The organism is Oceanibaculum indicum P24, from assembly GCF_000299935.1.
Lineage (GTDB): Bacteria > Pseudomonadota > Alphaproteobacteria > Oceanibaculales > Oceanibaculaceae > Oceanibaculum > Oceanibaculum indicum.
On the sequence record NZ_AMRL01000033.1, the window covers coordinates 1 to 18,216 of the forward strand.

Consider the following 18,216-nt stretch of genomic DNA (forward strand, 5'->3'; position numbering starts at 1 on the left):
GGCGCCGCCCCCGCCCGCCGCCGCCGAGATGGCTGTGCCGGTGCGCGCCGACCTCGAGGCCGCGGTCCGCACCGCCGATCTGCGGCTGTTCCAGGCGATGGCGCGGGGGCTTGCGGACCGGCGCAAATATCTGGACGCGATGGCGCGCGCGCTGGGCGATCCGCAGACCTTGCTGGGCACGGCGGTGCAGCGTCTCGACGTGGCGGCGGAGCGGCTGGAGAACGGCGTTGCCGCCGGGCTGCGCCAGCGCCAGTCCGATGTTGCCGCGCGCGCTGCGCGCCTCGTCCATCCGCGCCAGTTGCTCGCCGCCAAGGGGCAGGCGCTGGCGGCCGGTACGCGGGCCCTCGACCAGGCGATGGCCGGGCAGCTCGACCGCAGCCGGGCGCGCCGCGACCGGGTGGCAGCAAGGCTGCATCCCGGCCTGTTCGCCAGCGAGCTGCGGGTCGCGGCGGAACGGGTGCGCCGGGCCGCTGCCGATCTGGACGGCAGTACCGGCCGGCTGCTGAAGGCGGCGGATGACCGGCTGCGGGCACAGGGCCGGCTGCTTGAAAGCTATTCCTTCAGGAACGTGCTGGACCGCGGCTTCGCCCTGGTGCGCGACGCTGACGGCCGTGTGGTCCGCCGGGCGGCCGATACCAGCGACGGCCAGCCGGTCAGTCTGCACTTCGCCGATGGCGTTGCAGGGGCGGTGATCGGCAGTCCCGGTACGGACGCGCCCACGAAGCCACGACCTGCGCCGAAAGCTGCCCCCAAAGCCACGCCGGCGGCTTCCTCGCCGTCGCCGAAACAGGGAAGTTTGCTGTGATGCGTCTGCTTGTCGCCTTCTTCATCCTGTGCCTGTCCGCCCTGCCGGCTGCCGCCCAGAGTGGACAGCTCTCGCTGGAGGGAAAACCGATCCAGGGCGGGCTGATGCGCGGCAAGACCGCACCCGGTGCCACCGTGACCTTCGACGGCAAGACCATGCGCGTCGCCGAGGATGGGGTTTTCCTGATCGGCTTCGGCCGTGAGGCGCCAGCGGAAATGACGGTCGAGGTCAGGCTGCCCTCCGGCCGTGCGCTGACCCGGACCCTCCAGGTCGAACAGCGCAGCTACGATGTTCAGCGTATCGACGGGCTGCCACAGACCATGGTCACGCCGCCGCCGGAGCTGCTTGCGCGCATCCGGTCGGAAAATGCGGAGATCCAGCGGGCACGCGATCTGGATACCGCCGTACCCTTCTTCCGCAGCGGATTCATCTGGCCGGCGCTGGGGCGCATCAGCGGAATCTATGGCTCGCAACGCATCCTGAACGGTCAGCCGCGCCAGCCGCATTACGGCATCGACATTGCGGCCCCGAAGGGCACCCGCGTCGTCACCCCGGCGGATGGTGTCGTGGCACTGGTGCATCCCGACATGTACTACACGGGTGCGACCATCGTGATCGACCACGGCCATGGCCTCACCTCCGCCTTCCTGCATCTCGACGAGACCTTTGTCGAAGTCGGGGAGATCGTGCGTCAGGGCCAGCGCATCGCCACGGTCGGGTCCAGCGGCCGGTCAACCGGCGCGCATCTCGACTGGCGGGTCAATCTGTTCGATATCCGGCTGGACCCCGCCCTGCTCGCCGGTCCAATGCCGAAGACGGGTGCGGAGGAGGCTAGTCCGGCCAGCGCCGGTGGAGCCAAAGCCACTGCCCCGGGCGCTCCCGCACCCAGGACTCAATAATCGCGGTGCAGGTCGCGGTCAGCGCCGCGATATCGGCCTTGCGGTCGCCGCTGTCCGGCAGTTCCAGCGGCGGATAGGCGGTGATGCGGAAGCGGCAGCCCTCCAGCCGTTCGACCCGCGCCGGAATCAGCGGACAGCGATAGCGCAGCGCGAAGGCGGCGAAGGCCGTGCCCGTCATCGCGTAGCGTCCGAAGAAGGGCACCGGGATGCCCTCATTCATCTTCTGGTCGATCAGCAGTCCGGCATGGCCGTCCGCGCGCATGGTGCTGAGCAGCGCTTCCGCCCCTTCCCGTCCTTTCGGGACCAGGTCGCCGGCAATCTTGTGGCGGCCCCACAGGATGATCCGGTTCATCAGCGGGTTGTTGGCGGCGCGGTAGATGCGTGTCAGCGGCAGGCCGGCCTGGCTGGCGGCAAGGCTCATCAGCTCCCAATTGCCGATATGGCCGGAAAAGAACAGGCCGGGCTGGCCATCGTCGCGGGCATTGCGGACATGTTCCATGCCGACAAGGTCGATGCGGGGATCGTTCAGCAGGTCGAGGCGCGGCAGATGCGGATATTCGCCGACCAGGCGGCCGAGATTGTCCCACATCGCACGGATGATGTCCTCGATCTCGGCGGCGGACTTCTCCGGGAAGGCCCGCTGCAGATTACGCCGGGCGCGCCGGGTTGCGCCAAGCCAGGGGCCGACCGTACGGCCGATGGCACCGCCCAGTGCCGAGGCCCAGCCGATCGGCAGGATGGCCATAAGCCCGATGATCGGCGCCACCCCCGCCGCCTGCAGCGGGTAGCGCACGAAGCGGTTGAAGGCGCTGTAGCGGTCAGACATTGCCCTGTCCGACGCTGGATGGTGTGTTGAACAGAGGGTCCAGCAGGGCCTCTGGCGCGGCCGCATCCTGCCAGGTCAGGATGATATCCAGAACCGCGATACTGTTCCGGCAGGCGGGCGGCAGCCGTACCCAGTCCTTGCGGGTTGTGACCGGCAGCAGGCCGGCATCGCTCGCCCGCTTCGCAAGTGCCGCAATCTCCGTGGTGCTGTAAGGATGGTGATCGGGAAAGGGCACGCTCTCCACGATCTCCGCACCGGCCCCGCGCAGGCTCTCGAAGAATTTCTCCGGCCGACCAATGCCGGCGAAGGCCAGCACGCGGCGGCCGGTGAGATCGGCACCGGCAACTGGCGTCAGCCGTGCCGGCAGGATCGGCAGCGCGTTGCCGATCTGCGCGGCGGCACCGGTGTGGTCCTCGCCGATCAGCACGACCGCCTGCGCATGGGCGAGCCCGTCGCTGACGGGTTCGCGCAGCGGGCCGGCGGGCAGCAGCAAGCCATTGCCGAAGCCATAGCCGCCATCGACGACGATCAGCGACAGGCTCTTGGCAAGCGACGGATTCTGGAAGCCGTCATCCATGACAATGGCCTCGGCACCGGCGACGATTGCGGCCTTCGCCCCCGCCACCCGGTCGCCCGACACCCAGGCCGGGGCAGCCTCGGCCAGCAGCAGCGGTTCGTCGCCGACATCGGCGGCGGTGTGCGTTCTGGGATCGACCCGTACCGGTCCCGTCAGGCTGCCGCCATGGCCACGCGACAGAAAATGCGCCGCCACGCCCCGGTCGCGCAGCAACGCCATGATCGCCAGCGCGACTGGCGTCTTGCCGGCGCCACCGGCAACCAGATTGCCGATACAGATGACCGGAACCGATGCGGTCCATGGCTGTGCCGTCCGCGCCCGGCAGCGTGCCGCCCAGCCATAGGCGAAGGCGGCTGGCGACAGCAGCCTGCTGCGCCAGTCGCCGCGCCGTTCCCAGAAGCCGGGTGCCCGCATCGCGCCCTCCTTCAGGCCGGCAGCCGGTCGAGGAACGGCGCCAGCGCCGCCATCGCCCGGTCCAGCACATTGGCATGCGCCTGCGCCACCTGGCTGGCGGCACCGGCCAGCCGCCGCCGCTCCGCCGGTGCGGCGAACAGGCTTTCCACCGCGCCGGGCAGGGCATCGGCTGTGGCGACGGTCAGCGCCGCGCCGGCCTCGGCCAGCGCCTCGGCCATTTCCAGATTGTTGCGCATGTCCGGCCCATGGAGGATGGCGCAGCCGAAATGCGCCGGCTCCAGCGGGTTGTGGCCACCGCGCGGCGTCAGCGATCCGCCGACGAAGACGATACCGTCCCGCTGGCCGGTCAGGCCGAAGAACAGTCCCATCTCTCCCAGCGTATCGGCGACATAGACCGCACAGGCCGGCGTCGGCAGCGCCTCCAGCGACCGCCGTGCGGCGGGCAGGCCAGCCTCCTCAGCGAGAGCCGCCACAGCCGCCCCGCGCTGCGGATGGCGCGGCACGATGATGGTCAGCAGATCGGGGTGCTGTGGCGCCAGCCGCCGGTGTGTCTCGATGGCGGCCTGTTCCTCCCCGTCATGGGTGCTGGCGGCAAGCCAGAAAGGCCGCCCGCCGATGGCGGTGTGGAGTGCTTCCTGCGCGGCGGGGGCAGCGGGCAACGGCGCGGCGGCGAATTTCAGATTGCCGGTCACCTCGACCTTCCGGGCCCCCAGCGCGCGGAAGCGTTCGGCCTGCTCCGTATTGCGGGCAAGGCACAGATCGAAGCGCCCCAGCACGGCGCGGGCCAGCCCCGGCAGCATGCCCCAGCGCCGTGCCGAACGGTCGGACATGCGCGCATTCACCAGCACCATCGGGATGCCGCGCGCGGCGGTGGCGGCGATCAGCGCCGGCCACAATTCCGATTCGACCCAGAGGGCAAGGTCGGGCCGCCAATGGTCAAGGAAAGCGGCGACCCAGTCCGGCCGGTCCACCGGCACAAACTGGTGCCGTGCCGCTGGCGGCAGACGGTCGCGCAGCAAACCCGCCGAGGTCACGGTTCCGGTGGTGACCAGCACCTGCAGGCCGGGGCGTGCGGCCAGCAGCCGGTCGATCAGGATCAGCGCGGAGGCGGCCTCGCCGACGCTGGCGGCATGCAGCCAGACGAGTGCGCCGTCCGGGCGGGGCAGGGACGCCTGGCCGCGACGCTCCGGCAGCCGCTCCGCATCCTCCTTGCCCTGCCGCAGCCGGCGGGCGAGATAGGCCTCGACCAGCGGGCCGGCGGCGGTGCCGATACAGCGATAGGTAGCCAGCAGGCTCATGGCGCGGTTTTCGTGTCCGGGGCCGGTGGGGCGGGCGCGATGGGGACATGGCCCATGCGGCGGTCGGCCTCCTCGCTCAGCCGGTTCAGCGCATCTTCTATGGCCAGTCGACCGGCCTCGATGGTGTCCTGGTCTGTGTCTGCGGGAAGCAGGATCGGCTCGCCCCAGACGATGACGCCGCGCCCGAAGGGCAGGGGCAGGATGAAGCGGTCCCAGCTGCCGAGAACCCGGCAATGGCGCATCGCGGCGGAGACGGGGATGACGGGAACCCGTGCCGCCGCCGCCGCCAGCACAAGCCCGCCGGCGGCACGCATGCGCGGCCCGCGCGGCCCGTCCGGGGTGATCGCCACGATGCGGCCCGCGCGCAAGGTGCGGATGACGCCGCGCAGCGCCGTGACCGCGCCGCGTGAGGTGGAGCCCTCAATGGTGCCCATGCCGAGATGGCCGATGACCGTCGATATGAAGCGCCCGTCGCCGTGTTGGGAAATCAGAACATCAACCGGAATTTCCCTGGGCCAGGTCGGGGCGACCAGCATCATGCGGCCGTGCCAGAAGCAGCCGAGAAAGGGCCGGCCGTTGTCCCAGTGCTGACGCGGATGTTCCGCGCCAACGATTTCCCAGCGGGTGGTCCAGGAAGCGAAACGCATATAGAGCGAGGCCACCCGGCACAGGAAGGCCTTTATCTCCGTCCGGCGCAAAATCCTCTTGAGCGGGCGCATCGCGGCCTAGGCCTTGGCGCGGCGCGCCGTCCGCGACGGTTCCGTCACGTTCGGGGTGTCCACGTCCAGCGTGTCGGCACTGCCAGAAGAAACGGTGGCGGTTTCCGGCGCGAACTGCAGGGCGTGCAGCCGGGCATAGATCCCGTTTCGGGCCATCAGCTCGGCATGGCTGCCCTGCTCGACGACCTGCCCCTGGTCCATCACGAAAATGATGTCGGCATCGACGATGGTGGACAGGCGGTGCGCAATGACGATGCTGGTGCGTCCAACCATCAGCTGCTTCAGCGCCGCCTGCACCAGCCGCTCGGACTGGGTATCGAGCGCGGAGGTTGCTTCGTCCAGCAGCAGGATCGGCGCGTTCTTCAGCATGGCGCGGGCAATCGCTATACGCTGGCGCTGGCCGCCGGACAGCTTCACGCCGCGTTCGCCCACCATCGTGTCATAGCCCTGCGGCAGGTCGCGGATGAACTCGTCGGCCGCCGCGTTGCGGGCAGCGGCCAGAATTGCCTCCTCGTCCGCATCCGGGCTGCCATAGGCGATGTTGGCGCGGATCGTGTCGTCGAACAGCATCACTTCCTGGCTGACCAGGGCGATGTTCCGGCGCAGCGAGGAAATCGTGACGTCGCGGATGTCGGCGCCGTCGATCAGCACACGCCCTGCCGTCACGTCATAGAAGCGCGGGATCAGGTTCAGCACGGTCGATTTGCCGGCGCCCGACAGGCCGACCAGGGCAGCCATCTTGCCGGCAGGGACGGCGAGGCTGACCTGGCGCAACGCCGGGATGTCGCCATCATAGCTGAAATCGACCTGTTCCAGCCGGACCTCGCCGGCGGCGACGGCCAGCGGCTGCGCGTCCGGCCGGTCAACGATGGCGGGTTTGGTGTCCAGCACATCGAAGATACGGTGCGCGGCAGCCAGCCCTTCCTGCAGGTTGGCGTTCAGCGACACCAGCCGCTTCAGCGGCTCGTAGGCCAGCATCAGGGCGACAACGAAGGAGAAGAAGGAGCCGGTCGTGCGCGCGCCCTCGATCACCTGCCAGCCGCCATAGAAGATGACGATGACGATGGCGATGCCGCCCAGCGTCTCCATGATCGGGTGCGACAGGCCGCGCGTGCGTGCCGCCTTGATGCCGAGATTGGCGACCAGATCGACCAGCCGGCCGCCGCGCTCCGCCTCATAGGATTCGGTGGTATAGGCCTTCACATGACGGATGCCCTGGAAGGTCTCGTCGAGATGGCTGGTCAGGCGCGACATCTCTGCCTGGGAATTGCCCGAAACCTTGCGCATGCGCTTGCCGATGCGCGCAATCGGCAGAATCGCGGTCGGGAAGGCGAAGAAGGAGGCCAGCGCCAGCGCCCAGTCCTGATAGAACATGACGCCGATCAGGGCCAGCAGCGTCAACAGATCCTTGCCGAAGCCGGTCAGCGTCTTGCCGACCGCCATGTGCAGCAGCGCCACATCGTTCATCATCCGGCTGATCAGCGCGCCGCTGGAAGTGCCGTGGAAGAAGGCGAGGTCGGCGGTCAGCAGATGGCTGAACAGGCGCTTGCGGACGTCGGCGACGATGCGCTGGGTCACGCCTTCCATCACCACCTGCTGGCCGAAATTGGCCAGCCCCTTCACGACGAAGGTCGCCAGCACGAACCCGGCCACCAGCATCAGCTGGTCGCGGTCCTTGGCGGTGAACACCTCGTCCAGCACCGGTTCCATCAGCTTGGCGAGCGCGGCGGTGGAGGCGGCGACCAGCATCATCAGCACCAGCGCCAGCCCAAAGCGCGGCGCATAGCGCTTCACATGCTCGCGTAGCAGCCGGCCGACCAGCGCCTTGGTGGACGGGTTGAGAACTTTTTCCAGCGATGTGCCGGCAATCAACGTCATCGCATCTGCGACGCCTGTACGGCGCCGTCCATCCTGTTGGCTGCGTGGGTATCGATCAAGCGCCGCGAGTCCCTGGTTGCTTAATGGGTCGCGCCCCGGCCGCAGCCGGCGATCTCTCCATATAGATTACATTTTTCCGGTTACGAGAGAAATGCAGCAGGAAACCGGCTTCCATCAGGCCGCGGACCACGCCCGATATGGCCGCATCCCCGACAATCTCCGGATGGACCTCCAGGCATATCTTCTGAACGCAGGTCAGGTCGGCGCCGGGCAGCAGGTCGACCTCGCCGCCTTCGATATCCATGATCAGGTAGCTGGGGCGGTAGCGGTCCAGCAAATCCTGAAAGCCGGCGGCGGGCAGGCGCACGCGTTCCACCGTCTCGGACGGGCGGCCATGAATGCCGGAAGAGGTGTAGGAGCGATCCAGCGCGAACTCGACCTCTCCTGTCTCCTTCGCCGCCGCCATATTGTGGAAGTCGGGCCGCACGCCGTTCAGCGCGAAATTCCGTTCCAGCACCGGAACGAGTGCCGGGTTGGCTTCCAGCGCGTGCACCTTCGCGCCATCGCCGATGCGCCTGGCGCAGAAGATCGAGGTCAGGCCGATGCCGGCCCCCAGCTCCAGAACACTGTCCTCCGGCGTCAGGGTGGCGTCGAGGATCGACAGCTCGGCTTCCTCATAGTCGTGGCGCACGATCTGCCGGCGGTGCCCCTTGCGCAGGACGGGGGCAGCCAGCCACAGCTTCACGCCATGCGTCTCGGCGACTTCCGGGCGGCGGAATCTCAGCGTCATCACGCGCAGCTCGCGGGCCAGCGCCGAGAGCATGCGTTGCCATTTACGAGGACGGCGGCGCGGGACGCCGGGGTGAAGGACAGGAAGGTTGTTGGCGGTCACGCGGCGGCATCCTCGGTTGGCGCGGCCTGCAGCAGGGCCGCGTCGTCAGCATCGATAAAGGCCAGCCAGCGGCCGGTGTCAATCTTGTGCCAGCCATGGGCGCCGAAAGGCAGGTCGGCGGGGGTTTTCGGGAAATCGCCCTCGGCGGAGCGTTCGCGCGCGAAGCGCAGCGCCGTCTCCACCGGGGGGATTGTGTAGGACTCGTCCAGCAACGGCGCGTAATAGGCCCAGAACATGTCCTCCGCCTGGTCGAAATGCCGGCGGATGGTGTGCGCCGCCGGGCGGCGGGACAGCTTGCTGCGCAACCAGTGGGCGACCAGCCGCTTGCCCTGGCGCCAGCTGTGGAAGAAGCGGCAGGACTGGTCGCTCTTGCCGGTCAGGCGCAGGCGGCGCGATTCCAGCACCCGCAGATGGTCGCCGACATGGCGCAGCGACAACCCGCCATTGCCGACCGCGAGGTAGTGCCGGCGCTTCTTGTCCCGGTCCTTGCGCAGCCAGGGCGCGCCGATATAGGAGAAGCCGGCCTCGCACCAGGCGCGCAACTCGTCCCGGAACACCAGGCAGTCGGTCTGGTAGATCAGGATATAGCGATAGTCGCTGAAGCGCCGGTAGAAGCCGGGGCTCATCAGCATGGCGCTGTAGGCGCCGATATCGCGGAACCGGCGCGGCGAGAGCGGCAGGGCGGTCATGCCATTCAAGGCCGCCGGCAGCTGTAGGCCAATCGGGTGCACGACGAAGCGGTCATGGTCGCCCAGATGCCGTTCCAGCGCACGCAGGGCGACCGTTTCCGTCGCGTCCAGTTCGGTGCGATAGATCGGAACGACGATGGCAACCTGCTTCGATGCGCCCGGCACGCTGTCTCCTGCTCTGCGGTCTGTCGGCGGCGCTTCCTAATACCGCATGGCGCAGGCGGAGGCAAAAGCGTATGTGCCGATGACCTCAGGAAGCGCTGACGGTCACCAGACTGTCGAGCAATTGCCGGGCGCAGGCGTCCCAGCCATTTTCCAGCGCATAGGCGCGGCAGGCCTCACGCGGGATGTCGAGAGCGGCCAGAATGGCCGTGCGCAGATCCTCGTCCATGCAGCCGACCGCCGGCGTCAGCACGTCCAGCGGGCCGGTGACGGGATAAGCGGCGACCGGCAGGCCGCTGGCCAGCGCTTCCAGCATCACCAGCCCGAAAGTGTCGGTACGGCTGGGGAAGACGAAGACATCGGCGGCGGCGTAATGGCGTGCCAATTCTTCGCCATGCTTGGCCCCGACGAAGACGACATCGGGATGGCGGCGCTTCAGCTCCGACAGCAGCGGGCCATCGCCCACCACCACCTTCGTGCCCGGCAGGTCGAGATCGAGGAAGGCGTCGATGTTCTTCTCCACGGCAACCCGCCCTACGGAGAGGATTATGGGGCGCGGCAGGTCACGCAGCGCGGGCGCCTGCTGGTCATAATCGCGCGGACGGAACAGATCGGTGTCGACGCCGCGCGTCCAGCGCCGGACATGGCGGAAGCCGCGCGAGTCCAGGTCGCGGCGCAGTGTCTCTGTCGCCACCAGCATGCCCTTGCCACCATTGTGGAACCAGCGCATGCCGGCATAGCTCCAGGCCAGCGGCACCGGCAGGCGGGCGTGCAGATATTCCGGGAACTTGGTGTGGTAGGAGGTGGTGAAGGGCAGGCCCTTGCGGCCGCAATGGATGCGCGCGGCCAGTCCGATCGGTCCTTCGGTGGCGATATGGATGGCATCCGGCCGGCTCTCGCGGATCATCCCCGCCACCTTGTGCAGCGGATACCAGGCCAGCGGGATTTCCGGATAGCCCGGGCAGGGCAGGGTGCGGAACCGGTCAGGGGCGATCACCGTGACCGTGTGTCCGGCGCCTTCCAGCATGCCGATGATCGTGGTCCAGGTGCGCACCACGCCATTTACCTGCGGCGCCCAAGCGTCCGTCACCAGGGTGATGCGCAGTGGCGACTCGCCAGCGGCGGTTTCGGGCAGGTTGAAGGCGGGCGCGAGACTATCGGGCATGCCGCCTCACGCCGCCGTCGTCAGCTGGCGCACCTCGACCCAGTTCAGGATCTCCATGCGTCCGTCCATATGCTCGACCAGGGCGGTGCAGCTCTCCACCCAGTCGCCGTCATTGCAGTAGGTAATGCCGTCGATCTCGCGGATTTCGGCATGGTGGATATGGCCGCAGATCACGCCATCCACGCCGCGCTGGCGGGCTTCGTCGGCGACCGCCTCCTCGAACCGGCTTATATATTCCACCGCGTTCTTCACGCGCAGCTTCACATAGGCCGACAGTGACCAGTAGGGATAGCCCAGCTTGCGCCGCACCATGTTGAAGCCGACATTCACGCGCAGCATCATATTGTAGCCCCAGTCGCCGATCAGCGCGAGCCAGCGGGCATATTTCACGACACCATCGAATCGGTCGCCATGCAGCACCAGATAGGTCCTGCCGTCGGCGGCCTTGTGGATCACCTCGTCTTCGATCTCGATCTCGCCGAAGGTGAGGCCGATATACTCGCGGAAGATCTCGTCGTGATTGCCGGGCACGAAGACGACGCGGGTGCCCTTGCGCGCCTTGCGCAGCAGTTTCTGCACCACGTCATTGTGGCTCTGCACCCAGTACCAGGACCGGCGCAGCCGCCAGATGTCGAGAATGTCGCCGACCAGATAGAGATGGTCGCTCTCGGTATATTTCAGGAAGTCCAGCAGCAGGTCGGCGTTGCAGCCGCGCGTGCCCAGATGCACGTCGGAAATCCAGATCGACCGGTAATGGCTGACGCCGCGCTGCGCGTTCATCGCGCCATCCTCATCTGACTACCAGATGATCGGAGACCGACTTGCAAGACCGCTATATCTGGTTTTCCGATCATGGGGCATTACATGCCCCGATTTCGGTTACCGGCCCGCGTCGGAAATATGACAATTGACTGAAATTTCTGCGCTTCTGTAGGGTCGCGGCGCTTTTCGCCCTATCTGTTGGGCATTTGTGCTGTTGGGGAACAGGGTTTGGCCGAGTCCCGCCGTCTGCTTGTCATCCATAATCCGACCGCGGGACGCCGCCGGCGCCGGCGGCTGGACGAAGTGCTGCATCTGCTGTCGGAAGCCGGCTGCACCATCACCCTGGTGCCGACCACGAAGCGCGGCGATGCCGAGGATTTCGCCGCCACCGCCGTGGCCGACGAGGTCGATCTGCTGGTCGCGGCGGGGGGCGACGGCACGCTGAACGAGGTGGCCAATGGCTTGCTGCGCCGGCGTGCCGAGGGGCTGGCGCCCCTTTCCATGGCCATCGTGCCGCTGGGGACGGCGAATGTGCTGGCCGCCGAGATCGGCCTTGCCGAGGATGTGGCCTCCATCGCGCGCTGCATCCTGGAAGGCGTGCCGCGCCGCGTCTATCCCGGCATCGCCAATGGCCGGCACTTCCTGTGCATGGCGGGCAGCGGGCTGGACGCCTTCGTGGTGCAGGATGTGAACCACCGGCTGAAGCGGCTGCTGGGCAAGGGGGCCTATGTGCTGGAAACCCTGCGGCGGCTGTGGCTGGGCCCGCCGGAGCCCTACAGGCTGCTGATCGATGGCCGGCCGGAGACGGCGGCGCAGATCATCCTCGCCAAGGGGCATTTCTACGGCGGTACCTTCGTCATTGCACAGGAGGCCAGACTCGAAGAGCCGCTGCTCTGGGCCTGCCTGTTCCGGCGCGGTGGGCGTTGGGCAGCCGCGCGCTATATCCTGGCAGTGATGCTGGGTTTTCCGCACCGGTTGCGGGATATCGACATAATGCCGGTGCGCCGTGTCTCCATCGACGGCCGCGCTGCCGATCCGGTGCAGGGCGATGGCGATATCGTCACCCGCCTGCCGGCGGATATCCGTATCGATGAAGAGGGGCTGGATCTGGTGTTTCCGGCCTGAAGGTGGCCGGAGGCAAGGCTCATTTCGGAGGCGGATTGGCCTTCCAGATGGCCACGATCTCGTCCTCCAGCACCGGGCCGATGACCGGCACCGGCTTGTTGCTGGACGCCACCACCTCGGCACAGCGGATCGACAGCCGCGTCCGTGTCGGCGCGTTGTCGAATTCCTTCTGCTGGCGCGGGATCGACAGACCATAGACGACGCGCCCGATGCCGCTCCAGACGATGGCGGCGGAGCACATGGTGCAGGGCTCGCCGCTAGCATACATGGTGGCGCCGGCCAGTTCCTCCGGCGTCATGTGCTTGCCGATGCCGCGCAGGATGTTCAGCTCGGCATGGCCGGTCGGGTCCTGTGTCGAATAGACATTGTTCATGCCTTCGAAGAGCGGCTTGCCCTCGGCTGTGACGATGAGCGCGCCGAACGGACGGTCGCCGTTCAGCCGGGCCTGGCGCGCCAGTTCGAAACTCTGGCGCAGCCAGTGATGATCCTGTTCGGTGACGGTTTCGTGCATGGCCGGGCCTCCCTGTCTATAATAGGCCCAGTGTAGGGAAGGGCGGTCACCGACCGCCAGTGCAAATCAGACTTCGCGGATACGGTAGCGCTGGATACGGGTGGCGCGCAGGCCCTTCATGCCGTGGCGTTCGACCAGCTTGGTCCAGCCTTCCAGCTCCTCTTCGGAGAGGTTGTAGCGCGCGCAGGCTTGCTGCGCCGTCAACAGGCCGCTCTTCACGCCGGCCACGACCAGCGCCTTGCGCCGGATAACCCAGCGCTTGGTTTCGGGCGGCGGCAGATCGTCGAGAGCGAGGCTCGTGAGGTCGATGCCGTCCAGCGTCTCCCGCGAAGTATTTTGGACAGCCGCCCTGAGGGCGGAGCTTCGAGAGTGCATGGGATTAAGACCTGTCGCAAAAGTAAGAATAGGTCTTAATCTAGCTGGCACTTCTTAAAAAATGCCTAAGCTTGCACGGCATTTTCGACTCATTGCCGCGGATACAAGAACCCCCGCCATATCGCAATGGCGGGGGTTTTTCCTGGCCGAGTGGAATACCCTACTCGGCGGCCTTGGCGGCCGGCGCGCGGCGCACCTCGGCGCTGTAGTCGTCCATCAGGTTGCGTACCATGTCGCCGACGGTGAAGCGGTAGGGGCCGATCTCGCCGACCGGCGTCACTTCCGCCGCAGTACCGCACAGGAAGCACTGCTCCGCCTTCTCCATCTCTTCCGGCATGATCGCGCGTTCGACGACCTTGATGCCCCGGCGCTTCGCCAGCTCGATCACGGTGCGGCGGGTGATGCCATCCAGGAAGCAGTCCGGGGTCGGTGTGTGCAGCTCATCGCCGAAGGCGAAGAAGATGTTCGCACCCGTCGCCTCGGCCACCTGGCCGCGATAATCCAGCATCAGCGCGTCCTGATAGCCGTCTCGCTCCGCCTTGTGCTTGGACAAAGTGCAGATCATGTACAGGCCCGCCGCCTTGGCTGCCGTCGGCGCGGTATTCGGCGCCGGACGCCGCCAGTCGGAGATGGCGAGGCGGATGCCCTTCTGTCGCAGTTCCGGCGCGAAGTAGGACGGCCAGACCCAGGTTGCGATGGCCAGGTGGATCTTGTTGTGCTGCGCCGAGACGCCCATCATCTCGCTGCCGCGCCAGGCAACCGGGCGGATATAGCCATCGACGATCCCGTTCGCGGCAACCGTCTCCATCTTGAAACGGTCGATTTCCTCGACGGAATAGGGAATCTTGAAATCCATCAGCTCGGCGGAGCGGACCAGACGGGCCGAATGTTCGGTGGATTTGAAGATGCGCCCTTCATATACACGTTCGCCCTCGAACACGGCGCTGGCATAATGCAGGCCGTGGCTGAGGACATGGAGCTTGGCATCGCGCCAGGGGATGAGCTGGCCGTCGAACCAGATGGTGCCGTCGCGGTCGTCGAAAGGAAGGAGTGTCATATCTATGCGATTCCTGCCCAGGGGTTACAAGATATTTGATTTGGCGTTTCTAGGGTTAGATAATTACCCAAATCATGAGTCGGGTAATAACATTCTGTTCGATATACGTCAACATGGTTGACATAAAAACCCGTGCAAACCCCCTGTTCCTCCGCGAGGAGGAATTGCGCCAGGGGATAGAGCTGCTGTTCTTCGCCTATCGCGACTTCACCGCCGAACCGGACAGCATGCTCGCCGAACTCGGCATGGGCCGGGCCCATCACCGCGTCATCTATTTCGTCGGGCGGCATCCGGGCATCACCGTCACCGACCTGCTGCGCATCCTGAAGATCACCAAGCAAAGCCTCAGCCGGGTGCTGAGCCAACTGGTCCGCGAGGCCTATATCGAGCAGCGCCAGGGCCGCACCGACCGGCGGCAGAAGCCGCTGCACCTGACCGAAAAGGGCGTGGCGCTGGAGCAGGCGCTGACCGCCAACCAGCTGACCCGGATTGCCGGCGCCTACAAGGCAGCCAGCGCCGAGGCGGTGGAGGGGTTCTGCAAGGTGCTGCTCGGCATGATCGACGAAAGCGACCAGCGCCGCTTCATCAGGGCGGGCCGCCCGCAGGGCCAGGAGGCGGCAGGCGGTGCAGGCGGGCGGGTTGCCGCCGGTCAGGCCGTGCGCGGGCGCGACGGAAGATGAGTGCCGCCCCACCGCATATCCTGGTGGTGGACGATGATGGGCGGCTGCGCGACCTGCTGCGCCGCTATCTGAGCGAGAACGGCTTTCTGGTCAGTACAGCCGCCGACGCGGCGGAGGCACGCGCGAAGCTGGAGAGCTTCTCCTTCGACCTGCTGGTGCTGGATGTGATGATGCCGGGCGAGAGCGGGCTGGACCTGACCCAGGATCTGCGGCGCGCCGACGCGCAGACTGGGGCGGTGCCGATTCTGATGCTGACCGCGATGGCAGAGGCCGAGGACCGTATCCACGGGCTGGAGCGCGGCGCCGACGATTACCTGACCAAGCCGTTCGAGCCGCGCGAGCTGCTGCTGCGCATCCGCACCATCCTGCGCCGCGTCAATGGCGCCGCCCCGGCGCGGGCGGTAGGCGCTCCGGTTCTGCTCGGCGGGTTGCTGTTCGATGCCGAACGGCTGGAACTGCGCGGCCCGGGCCGCACCGTCCGGCTGACCGAGGCGGAGGCAGCGCTGCTGCGCGCGCTGGCGGAAAACCCCGGCGCCACGCTGACCCGCGACGATCTGGCGCAGCGCCTCGACCTGACCGGCAATCCGCGCACGGTGGATGTGCAGGTCACAAGGCTGCGCCGCAAGATCGAGCCCGACCCGCGCTTCCCGCGCTATCTGCAGACGGTGCGCGGCAAGGGCTACGCGCTGCTGCCGGACTGAGGCTGCAATGGCCCGCCTGACCCCGTTCATCAAGCGCTTCCTGCCGCGCAGCCTGTTCGGCCGGTCGCTGATGATCATCGTCACGCCGATGATCCTGGTGCAGGTCATTTCCACCTATGTCTTCTATGACCGGCACTGGGACCTCATCACCAGGCGGCTGTCCGGTGCGGTGGCCGGCGAGCTGGCCTTCGTGGTGGAACTGCTGGCCGAGGAGCCCAGCATCGAGGGCAACGAGCCGATCTTCGAGATGTCGCGTCGGCATTTCTGGGCCGAGCTGACCTACCGTCCGGGCGACATCCTGCCGAATGAGACCCTCGTGCCGAGCGGGTTGCTGGAGGAGAAGCTGACCCGCGAGCTGAACCAGCGGGTGAAATTCCCGCATCGGCTGGATGCGCGGTCGATCGAACGTCATGTGAAGATCAGCGTACAGCTGCCCAATGGCGTGCTGGATTTCACCACCACGCGCGACCGGCTGTTCAGCTCCACCACCTATGTCTTCCTCATGTGGATGGTCGGCAGCTCGCTGATCCTGTTCGCCGTCGCCGTGGTCTTCATGCGCAACCAGATCCGCCCGATCCGGCGGCTGGCCGCTGCCGCCGACAGTTTCGGCAAGGGCAGCGACGCGCCCGGCTTCAAGTCGGAAGGGGCGGTGGAGGTAAGGCTGGCCGCCAGTGCCTTCATCCGCATGCGCGACCGCATCCAGCGCCAGATCAGCCAGCGTACCGAGATGCTGGCCGGCGTGTCGCACGATCTGCGCACGCCGCTGACGCGCATGCGCCTGCAGCTCGCCATGATGCCGGGGGGCGAGGATGCTGACGCGCTGCGCCAGGACATCGCCGAGATGGAGCAGATGCTGGAGGGCTATCTCGCCTTCGCGCGCGGCGAGGGGACGGAGCAGGCACAGCCTGTCGATCTCGACCGGCTGCTGCGCGAGGTGACGAACGATGCACGGCGCGGCGGCCGGCGCGTCGTACTGCGCTCTGAGGAGCCGCTGACCCTGACGCTGCGGCCCAACGCCTTCAAGCGGGCGCTGACCAACCTGGTGCAGAATGCCTGCCGCTATGGCAAGGCGGTGGAGGTGTCGGCCCGCCAGACGGATGGCCATGTCGAGATCGACATCGACGATGACGGCCCCGGCATTCCGCCGGAAAAGCGGGCGGAAGTGTTCAAGCCGTTCTTCCGCCTGGAAGGGTCACGCAATCCGATGACCGGCGGTGTCGGCCTTGGCCTCACCATCGCCCGCGACATCGTGCTGGGCCATGGCGGCGAGCTGGTGCTGGGCGACGCGCCGCAGGGCGGCCTGCGCGCCACCATCCTGCTGCCGGTCTGATCGGCCCCTGTAAAAACATAAAAAGCGATGTAATTTGGGTTGCGCGGCGCTCAGGATAGGGCCGTGTCCTGGAGAAGATAATGTACAGCCTTGTTGCCGACAGTACAGTTTTCCCATATCGGGCAATGGTTTATATCGAAGTCGGTTATGCTGATACGACGACGAAGACACGCGGCAGCGGGGTGGTGATCGGCACGAATGACGTGCTGACAGCAAGCCATGTCTTGAATAGTGCGACTTTCGGGCCAGCCACCAGCGTGACTATCATTCCTGGGATGAACGCGGCCGGAAATCCGTTCGACACCTTTGCCGGCGTGAACTTCACGTCGAACGGCGTCATTACGGAAGCCGTGGAGATCTCACGGGATGTCGCCGTCATCGGACTCTCCACCAACATTGCCGCAATTACCGGAAGTCTCGCTGTCAATGCTGCGCCGCTGGATCGTTTCGTGACGATGACGGGGTATCCAGGCCAGGAAGGGCGGGTGATGACGGAGCAGACCGCTTTTGCCATCTTTCGCGATTCTCTTTTGTCGATGGACGACATTACGGAAGTGAACGGATTCGAGACGTTGGGCGGCCACAGCGGTGCGCCTTACTGGTATCAGGAAAGTGGAATTTATCAGGTCGGCGCCATTCATTTCGGGTCGGTCGGAACCTCGAAAGTCGCGTCGAGCATCGCCCTGAATTATGACGATATCATCTTCTGGGGACTGCAGAATGACAGCCTCTTGGGTGGTGTGGCGCATCATCGGTACGGTACCGCGCTTGACGACCGTATGGTGGCGGAAACATCCGGAGCATTGTTGTTTGGCGGTGGCGGCAACGACACGCTGATTGGCGGGGAAGGGCAGGCGACCCTGATCGGCGGGACTGGCAATGACAGTGTTCAGGGCAGTGCGAGCCACGACTACATCGACCTGCTGGGCGGTGGTGACAATGTGGCGAATGGCCAGCGCGGCGGCGATACGCTGATCGGCGGCGCTGGCGACGATGTGCTGCGCGGCGGCAAGGGCTTCGATTCGCTGGTCGGTGGTGCCGGCGATGACACGCTCTATGCCGGGCTGGGGCAGGACACGCTGACCGGCGGGGCGGGGGCGGACCTGTTCGTGCTGCGCGGTTACGATCCGAATTTCCCGGGTGCGCTGCTGAATCCTACCGTCACCGACTTCGTGCGCGGCACCGATGTCATCGGGCTGGAGGGTATCGGCCAGGCGCAAGTCGAATCGGCGCTTGCCCTGCAGGACAGTTTATCGGGCGGGGTGGCCTTCGAGGTGGGCGGTGCCACGGTCACGGTGCTGGGCGTCCTGGCACTCGATATCGGTGATTTCGTGTTCACCGGTTTCTGAAG

19 protein-coding genes are annotated in these 18,216 nt (G+C 66.6%); 7 read left to right on the forward strand and 12 right to left on the reverse strand.

Going from position 1 to position 18,216, the window contains the following annotated elements:
* Together P24_RS17045 and P24_RS17050 are read left to right on the forward strand one after the other, a co-directional pair.
* Nucleotides 1-805, forward strand: an 805-nt coding sequence (locus P24_RS17045; RefSeq protein WP_008945993.1) for an exodeoxyribonuclease VII large subunit, incomplete at its 5' end; no start/stop codon positions are given.
* Nucleotides 805-1,704 carry a M23 family metallopeptidase gene (locus tag P24_RS17050; protein ID WP_040708243.1) on the forward strand — a complete coding sequence of 300 codons (900 nt, stop codon included), beginning with the start codon at nucleotides 805-807 and terminating at the stop codon, nucleotides 1,702-1,704. The genes P24_RS17045 and P24_RS17050, both read left to right, overlap by 1 nt.
* On the opposite strand, the gene P24_RS17055 is transcribed toward P24_RS17050, so the two are convergent.
* The 9 genes from P24_RS17055 to P24_RS17095 all read right to left on the reverse strand — a co-directional run bounded on the left by P24_RS17055 (nucleotide 1,637) and on the right by P24_RS17095 (nucleotide 11,104).
* Complete coding sequence (locus tag P24_RS17055) at nucleotides 1,637-2,530, reverse strand: lysophospholipid acyltransferase family protein (protein ID WP_008945995.1); 894 nt, start codon at nucleotides 2,528-2,530, stop codon at nucleotides 1,637-1,639. The genes P24_RS17050 and P24_RS17055 overlap by 68 nt on opposite strands.
* The gene (gene lpxK, locus P24_RS17060) at nucleotides 2,523-3,521 is read right to left on the reverse strand and encodes a tetraacyldisaccharide 4'-kinase (protein WP_008945996.1); all 999 of its coding nucleotides are present in this window, start codon (nucleotides 3,519-3,521) and stop codon (nucleotides 2,523-2,525) included. The genes P24_RS17055 and lpxK overlap by 8 nt, the downstream gene beginning before the upstream one ends.
* An 11-nt stretch (nucleotides 3,522-3,532) precedes the next feature.
* On the reverse strand, nucleotides 3,533-4,819 hold the full coding sequence (locus tag P24_RS17065; protein ID WP_008945997.1) for a 3-deoxy-D-manno-octulosonic acid transferase: 1,287 nt from the start codon (nucleotides 4,817-4,819) through the stop codon (nucleotides 3,533-3,535).
* On the reverse strand, nucleotides 4,816-5,538 hold the full coding sequence (locus tag P24_RS17070; protein WP_040708245.1) for a lysophospholipid acyltransferase family protein: 723 nt from the start codon (nucleotides 5,536-5,538) through the stop codon (nucleotides 4,816-4,818). Before P24_RS17070 ends, P24_RS17065 begins: the two co-directional genes overlap by 4 nt.
* A gap of 6 nt (nucleotides 5,539-5,544) precedes the next feature.
* Nucleotides 5,545-7,416: an ABC transporter ATP-binding protein gene (locus tag P24_RS17075; RefSeq protein ID WP_008945999.1), complete on the reverse strand. Its 1,872-nt coding sequence runs from the start codon at nucleotides 7,414-7,416 to the stop codon at nucleotides 5,545-5,547.
* 55 nt (nucleotides 7,417-7,471) lie between these two features.
* The gene (locus tag P24_RS17080; protein WP_156816361.1) at nucleotides 7,472-8,308 is read right to left on the reverse strand and encodes an FkbM family methyltransferase; all 837 of its coding nucleotides are present in this window, start codon (nucleotides 8,306-8,308) and stop codon (nucleotides 7,472-7,474) included.
* A complete protein-coding gene (locus P24_RS19475; protein ID WP_008946001.1) occupies nucleotides 8,305-9,162 on the reverse strand; it encodes a DUF5672 family protein in 858 nt (285 codons plus the stop codon). Before P24_RS19475 ends, P24_RS17080 begins: the two co-directional genes overlap by 4 nt.
* A gap of 85 nt (nucleotides 9,163-9,247) precedes the next feature.
* A complete protein-coding gene (locus P24_RS17090) occupies nucleotides 9,248-10,324 on the reverse strand; it encodes a glycosyltransferase family 4 protein (protein ID WP_008946002.1) in 1,077 nt (358 codons plus the stop codon).
* Between the two features lie 6 nt (nucleotides 10,325-10,330).
* On the reverse strand, nucleotides 10,331-11,104 hold the full coding sequence (locus P24_RS17095; RefSeq protein ID WP_008946003.1) for a UDP-2,3-diacylglucosamine diphosphatase: 774 nt from the start codon (nucleotides 11,102-11,104) through the stop codon (nucleotides 10,331-10,333).
* A gap of 210 nt (nucleotides 11,105-11,314) precedes the next feature.
* Between P24_RS17095 and P24_RS17100 the strand changes: the two genes are divergently transcribed.
* On the forward strand, nucleotides 11,315-12,211 hold the full coding sequence (locus P24_RS17100; RefSeq protein WP_008946004.1) for a diacylglycerol/lipid kinase family protein: 897 nt from the start codon (nucleotides 11,315-11,317) through the stop codon (nucleotides 12,209-12,211).
* Nucleotides 12,212-12,230: 19 nt separating this feature from the next.
* Here P24_RS17100 and P24_RS17105 read toward each other — a convergent pair whose 3' ends face one another.
* From P24_RS17105 to P24_RS17115, 3 genes are all read right to left on the reverse strand, one after another.
* On the reverse strand, nucleotides 12,231-12,722 hold the full coding sequence (locus P24_RS17105) for a nucleoside deaminase (protein ID WP_008946005.1): 492 nt from the start codon (nucleotides 12,720-12,722) through the stop codon (nucleotides 12,231-12,233).
* Between the two features lie 66 nt (nucleotides 12,723-12,788).
* Nucleotides 12,789-13,097, reverse strand: coding sequence for a CtrA inhibitor SciP (sciP, locus tag P24_RS17110; RefSeq protein ID WP_008946006.1), 309 nt, complete (start codon nucleotides 13,095-13,097; stop codon nucleotides 12,789-12,791).
* A 160-nt stretch (nucleotides 13,098-13,257) separates the two neighbouring features.
* On the reverse strand, nucleotides 13,258-14,154 hold the full coding sequence (locus P24_RS17115; RefSeq protein WP_008946007.1) for a branched-chain amino acid aminotransferase: 897 nt from the start codon (nucleotides 14,152-14,154) through the stop codon (nucleotides 13,258-13,260).
* Between the two features lie 113 nt (nucleotides 14,155-14,267).
* Between P24_RS17115 and P24_RS17120 the strand changes: the two genes are divergently transcribed.
* From P24_RS17120 to P24_RS19480, 4 genes are all read left to right on the forward strand, one after another.
* Nucleotides 14,268-14,834, forward strand: coding sequence for a MarR family winged helix-turn-helix transcriptional regulator (locus P24_RS17120; protein WP_051013179.1), 567 nt, complete (start codon nucleotides 14,268-14,270; stop codon nucleotides 14,832-14,834).
* Complete coding sequence (locus P24_RS17125; RefSeq protein WP_008946009.1) at nucleotides 14,831-15,535, forward strand: response regulator; 705 nt, start codon at nucleotides 14,831-14,833, stop codon at nucleotides 15,533-15,535. The genes P24_RS17120 and P24_RS17125 overlap by 4 nt, the downstream gene beginning before the upstream one ends.
* Nucleotides 15,536-15,542: 7 nt before the next feature.
* Complete coding sequence (locus P24_RS17130) at nucleotides 15,543-16,865, forward strand: ATP-binding protein (protein WP_008946010.1); 1,323 nt, start codon at nucleotides 15,543-15,545, stop codon at nucleotides 16,863-16,865.
* 80 nt (nucleotides 16,866-16,945) lie between these two features.
* On the forward strand, nucleotides 16,946-18,214 hold the full coding sequence (locus P24_RS19480; protein ID WP_083859852.1) for a hypothetical protein: 1,269 nt from the start codon (nucleotides 16,946-16,948) through the stop codon (nucleotides 18,212-18,214).
* Nucleotides 18,215-18,216 lie beyond the last annotated feature (2 nt).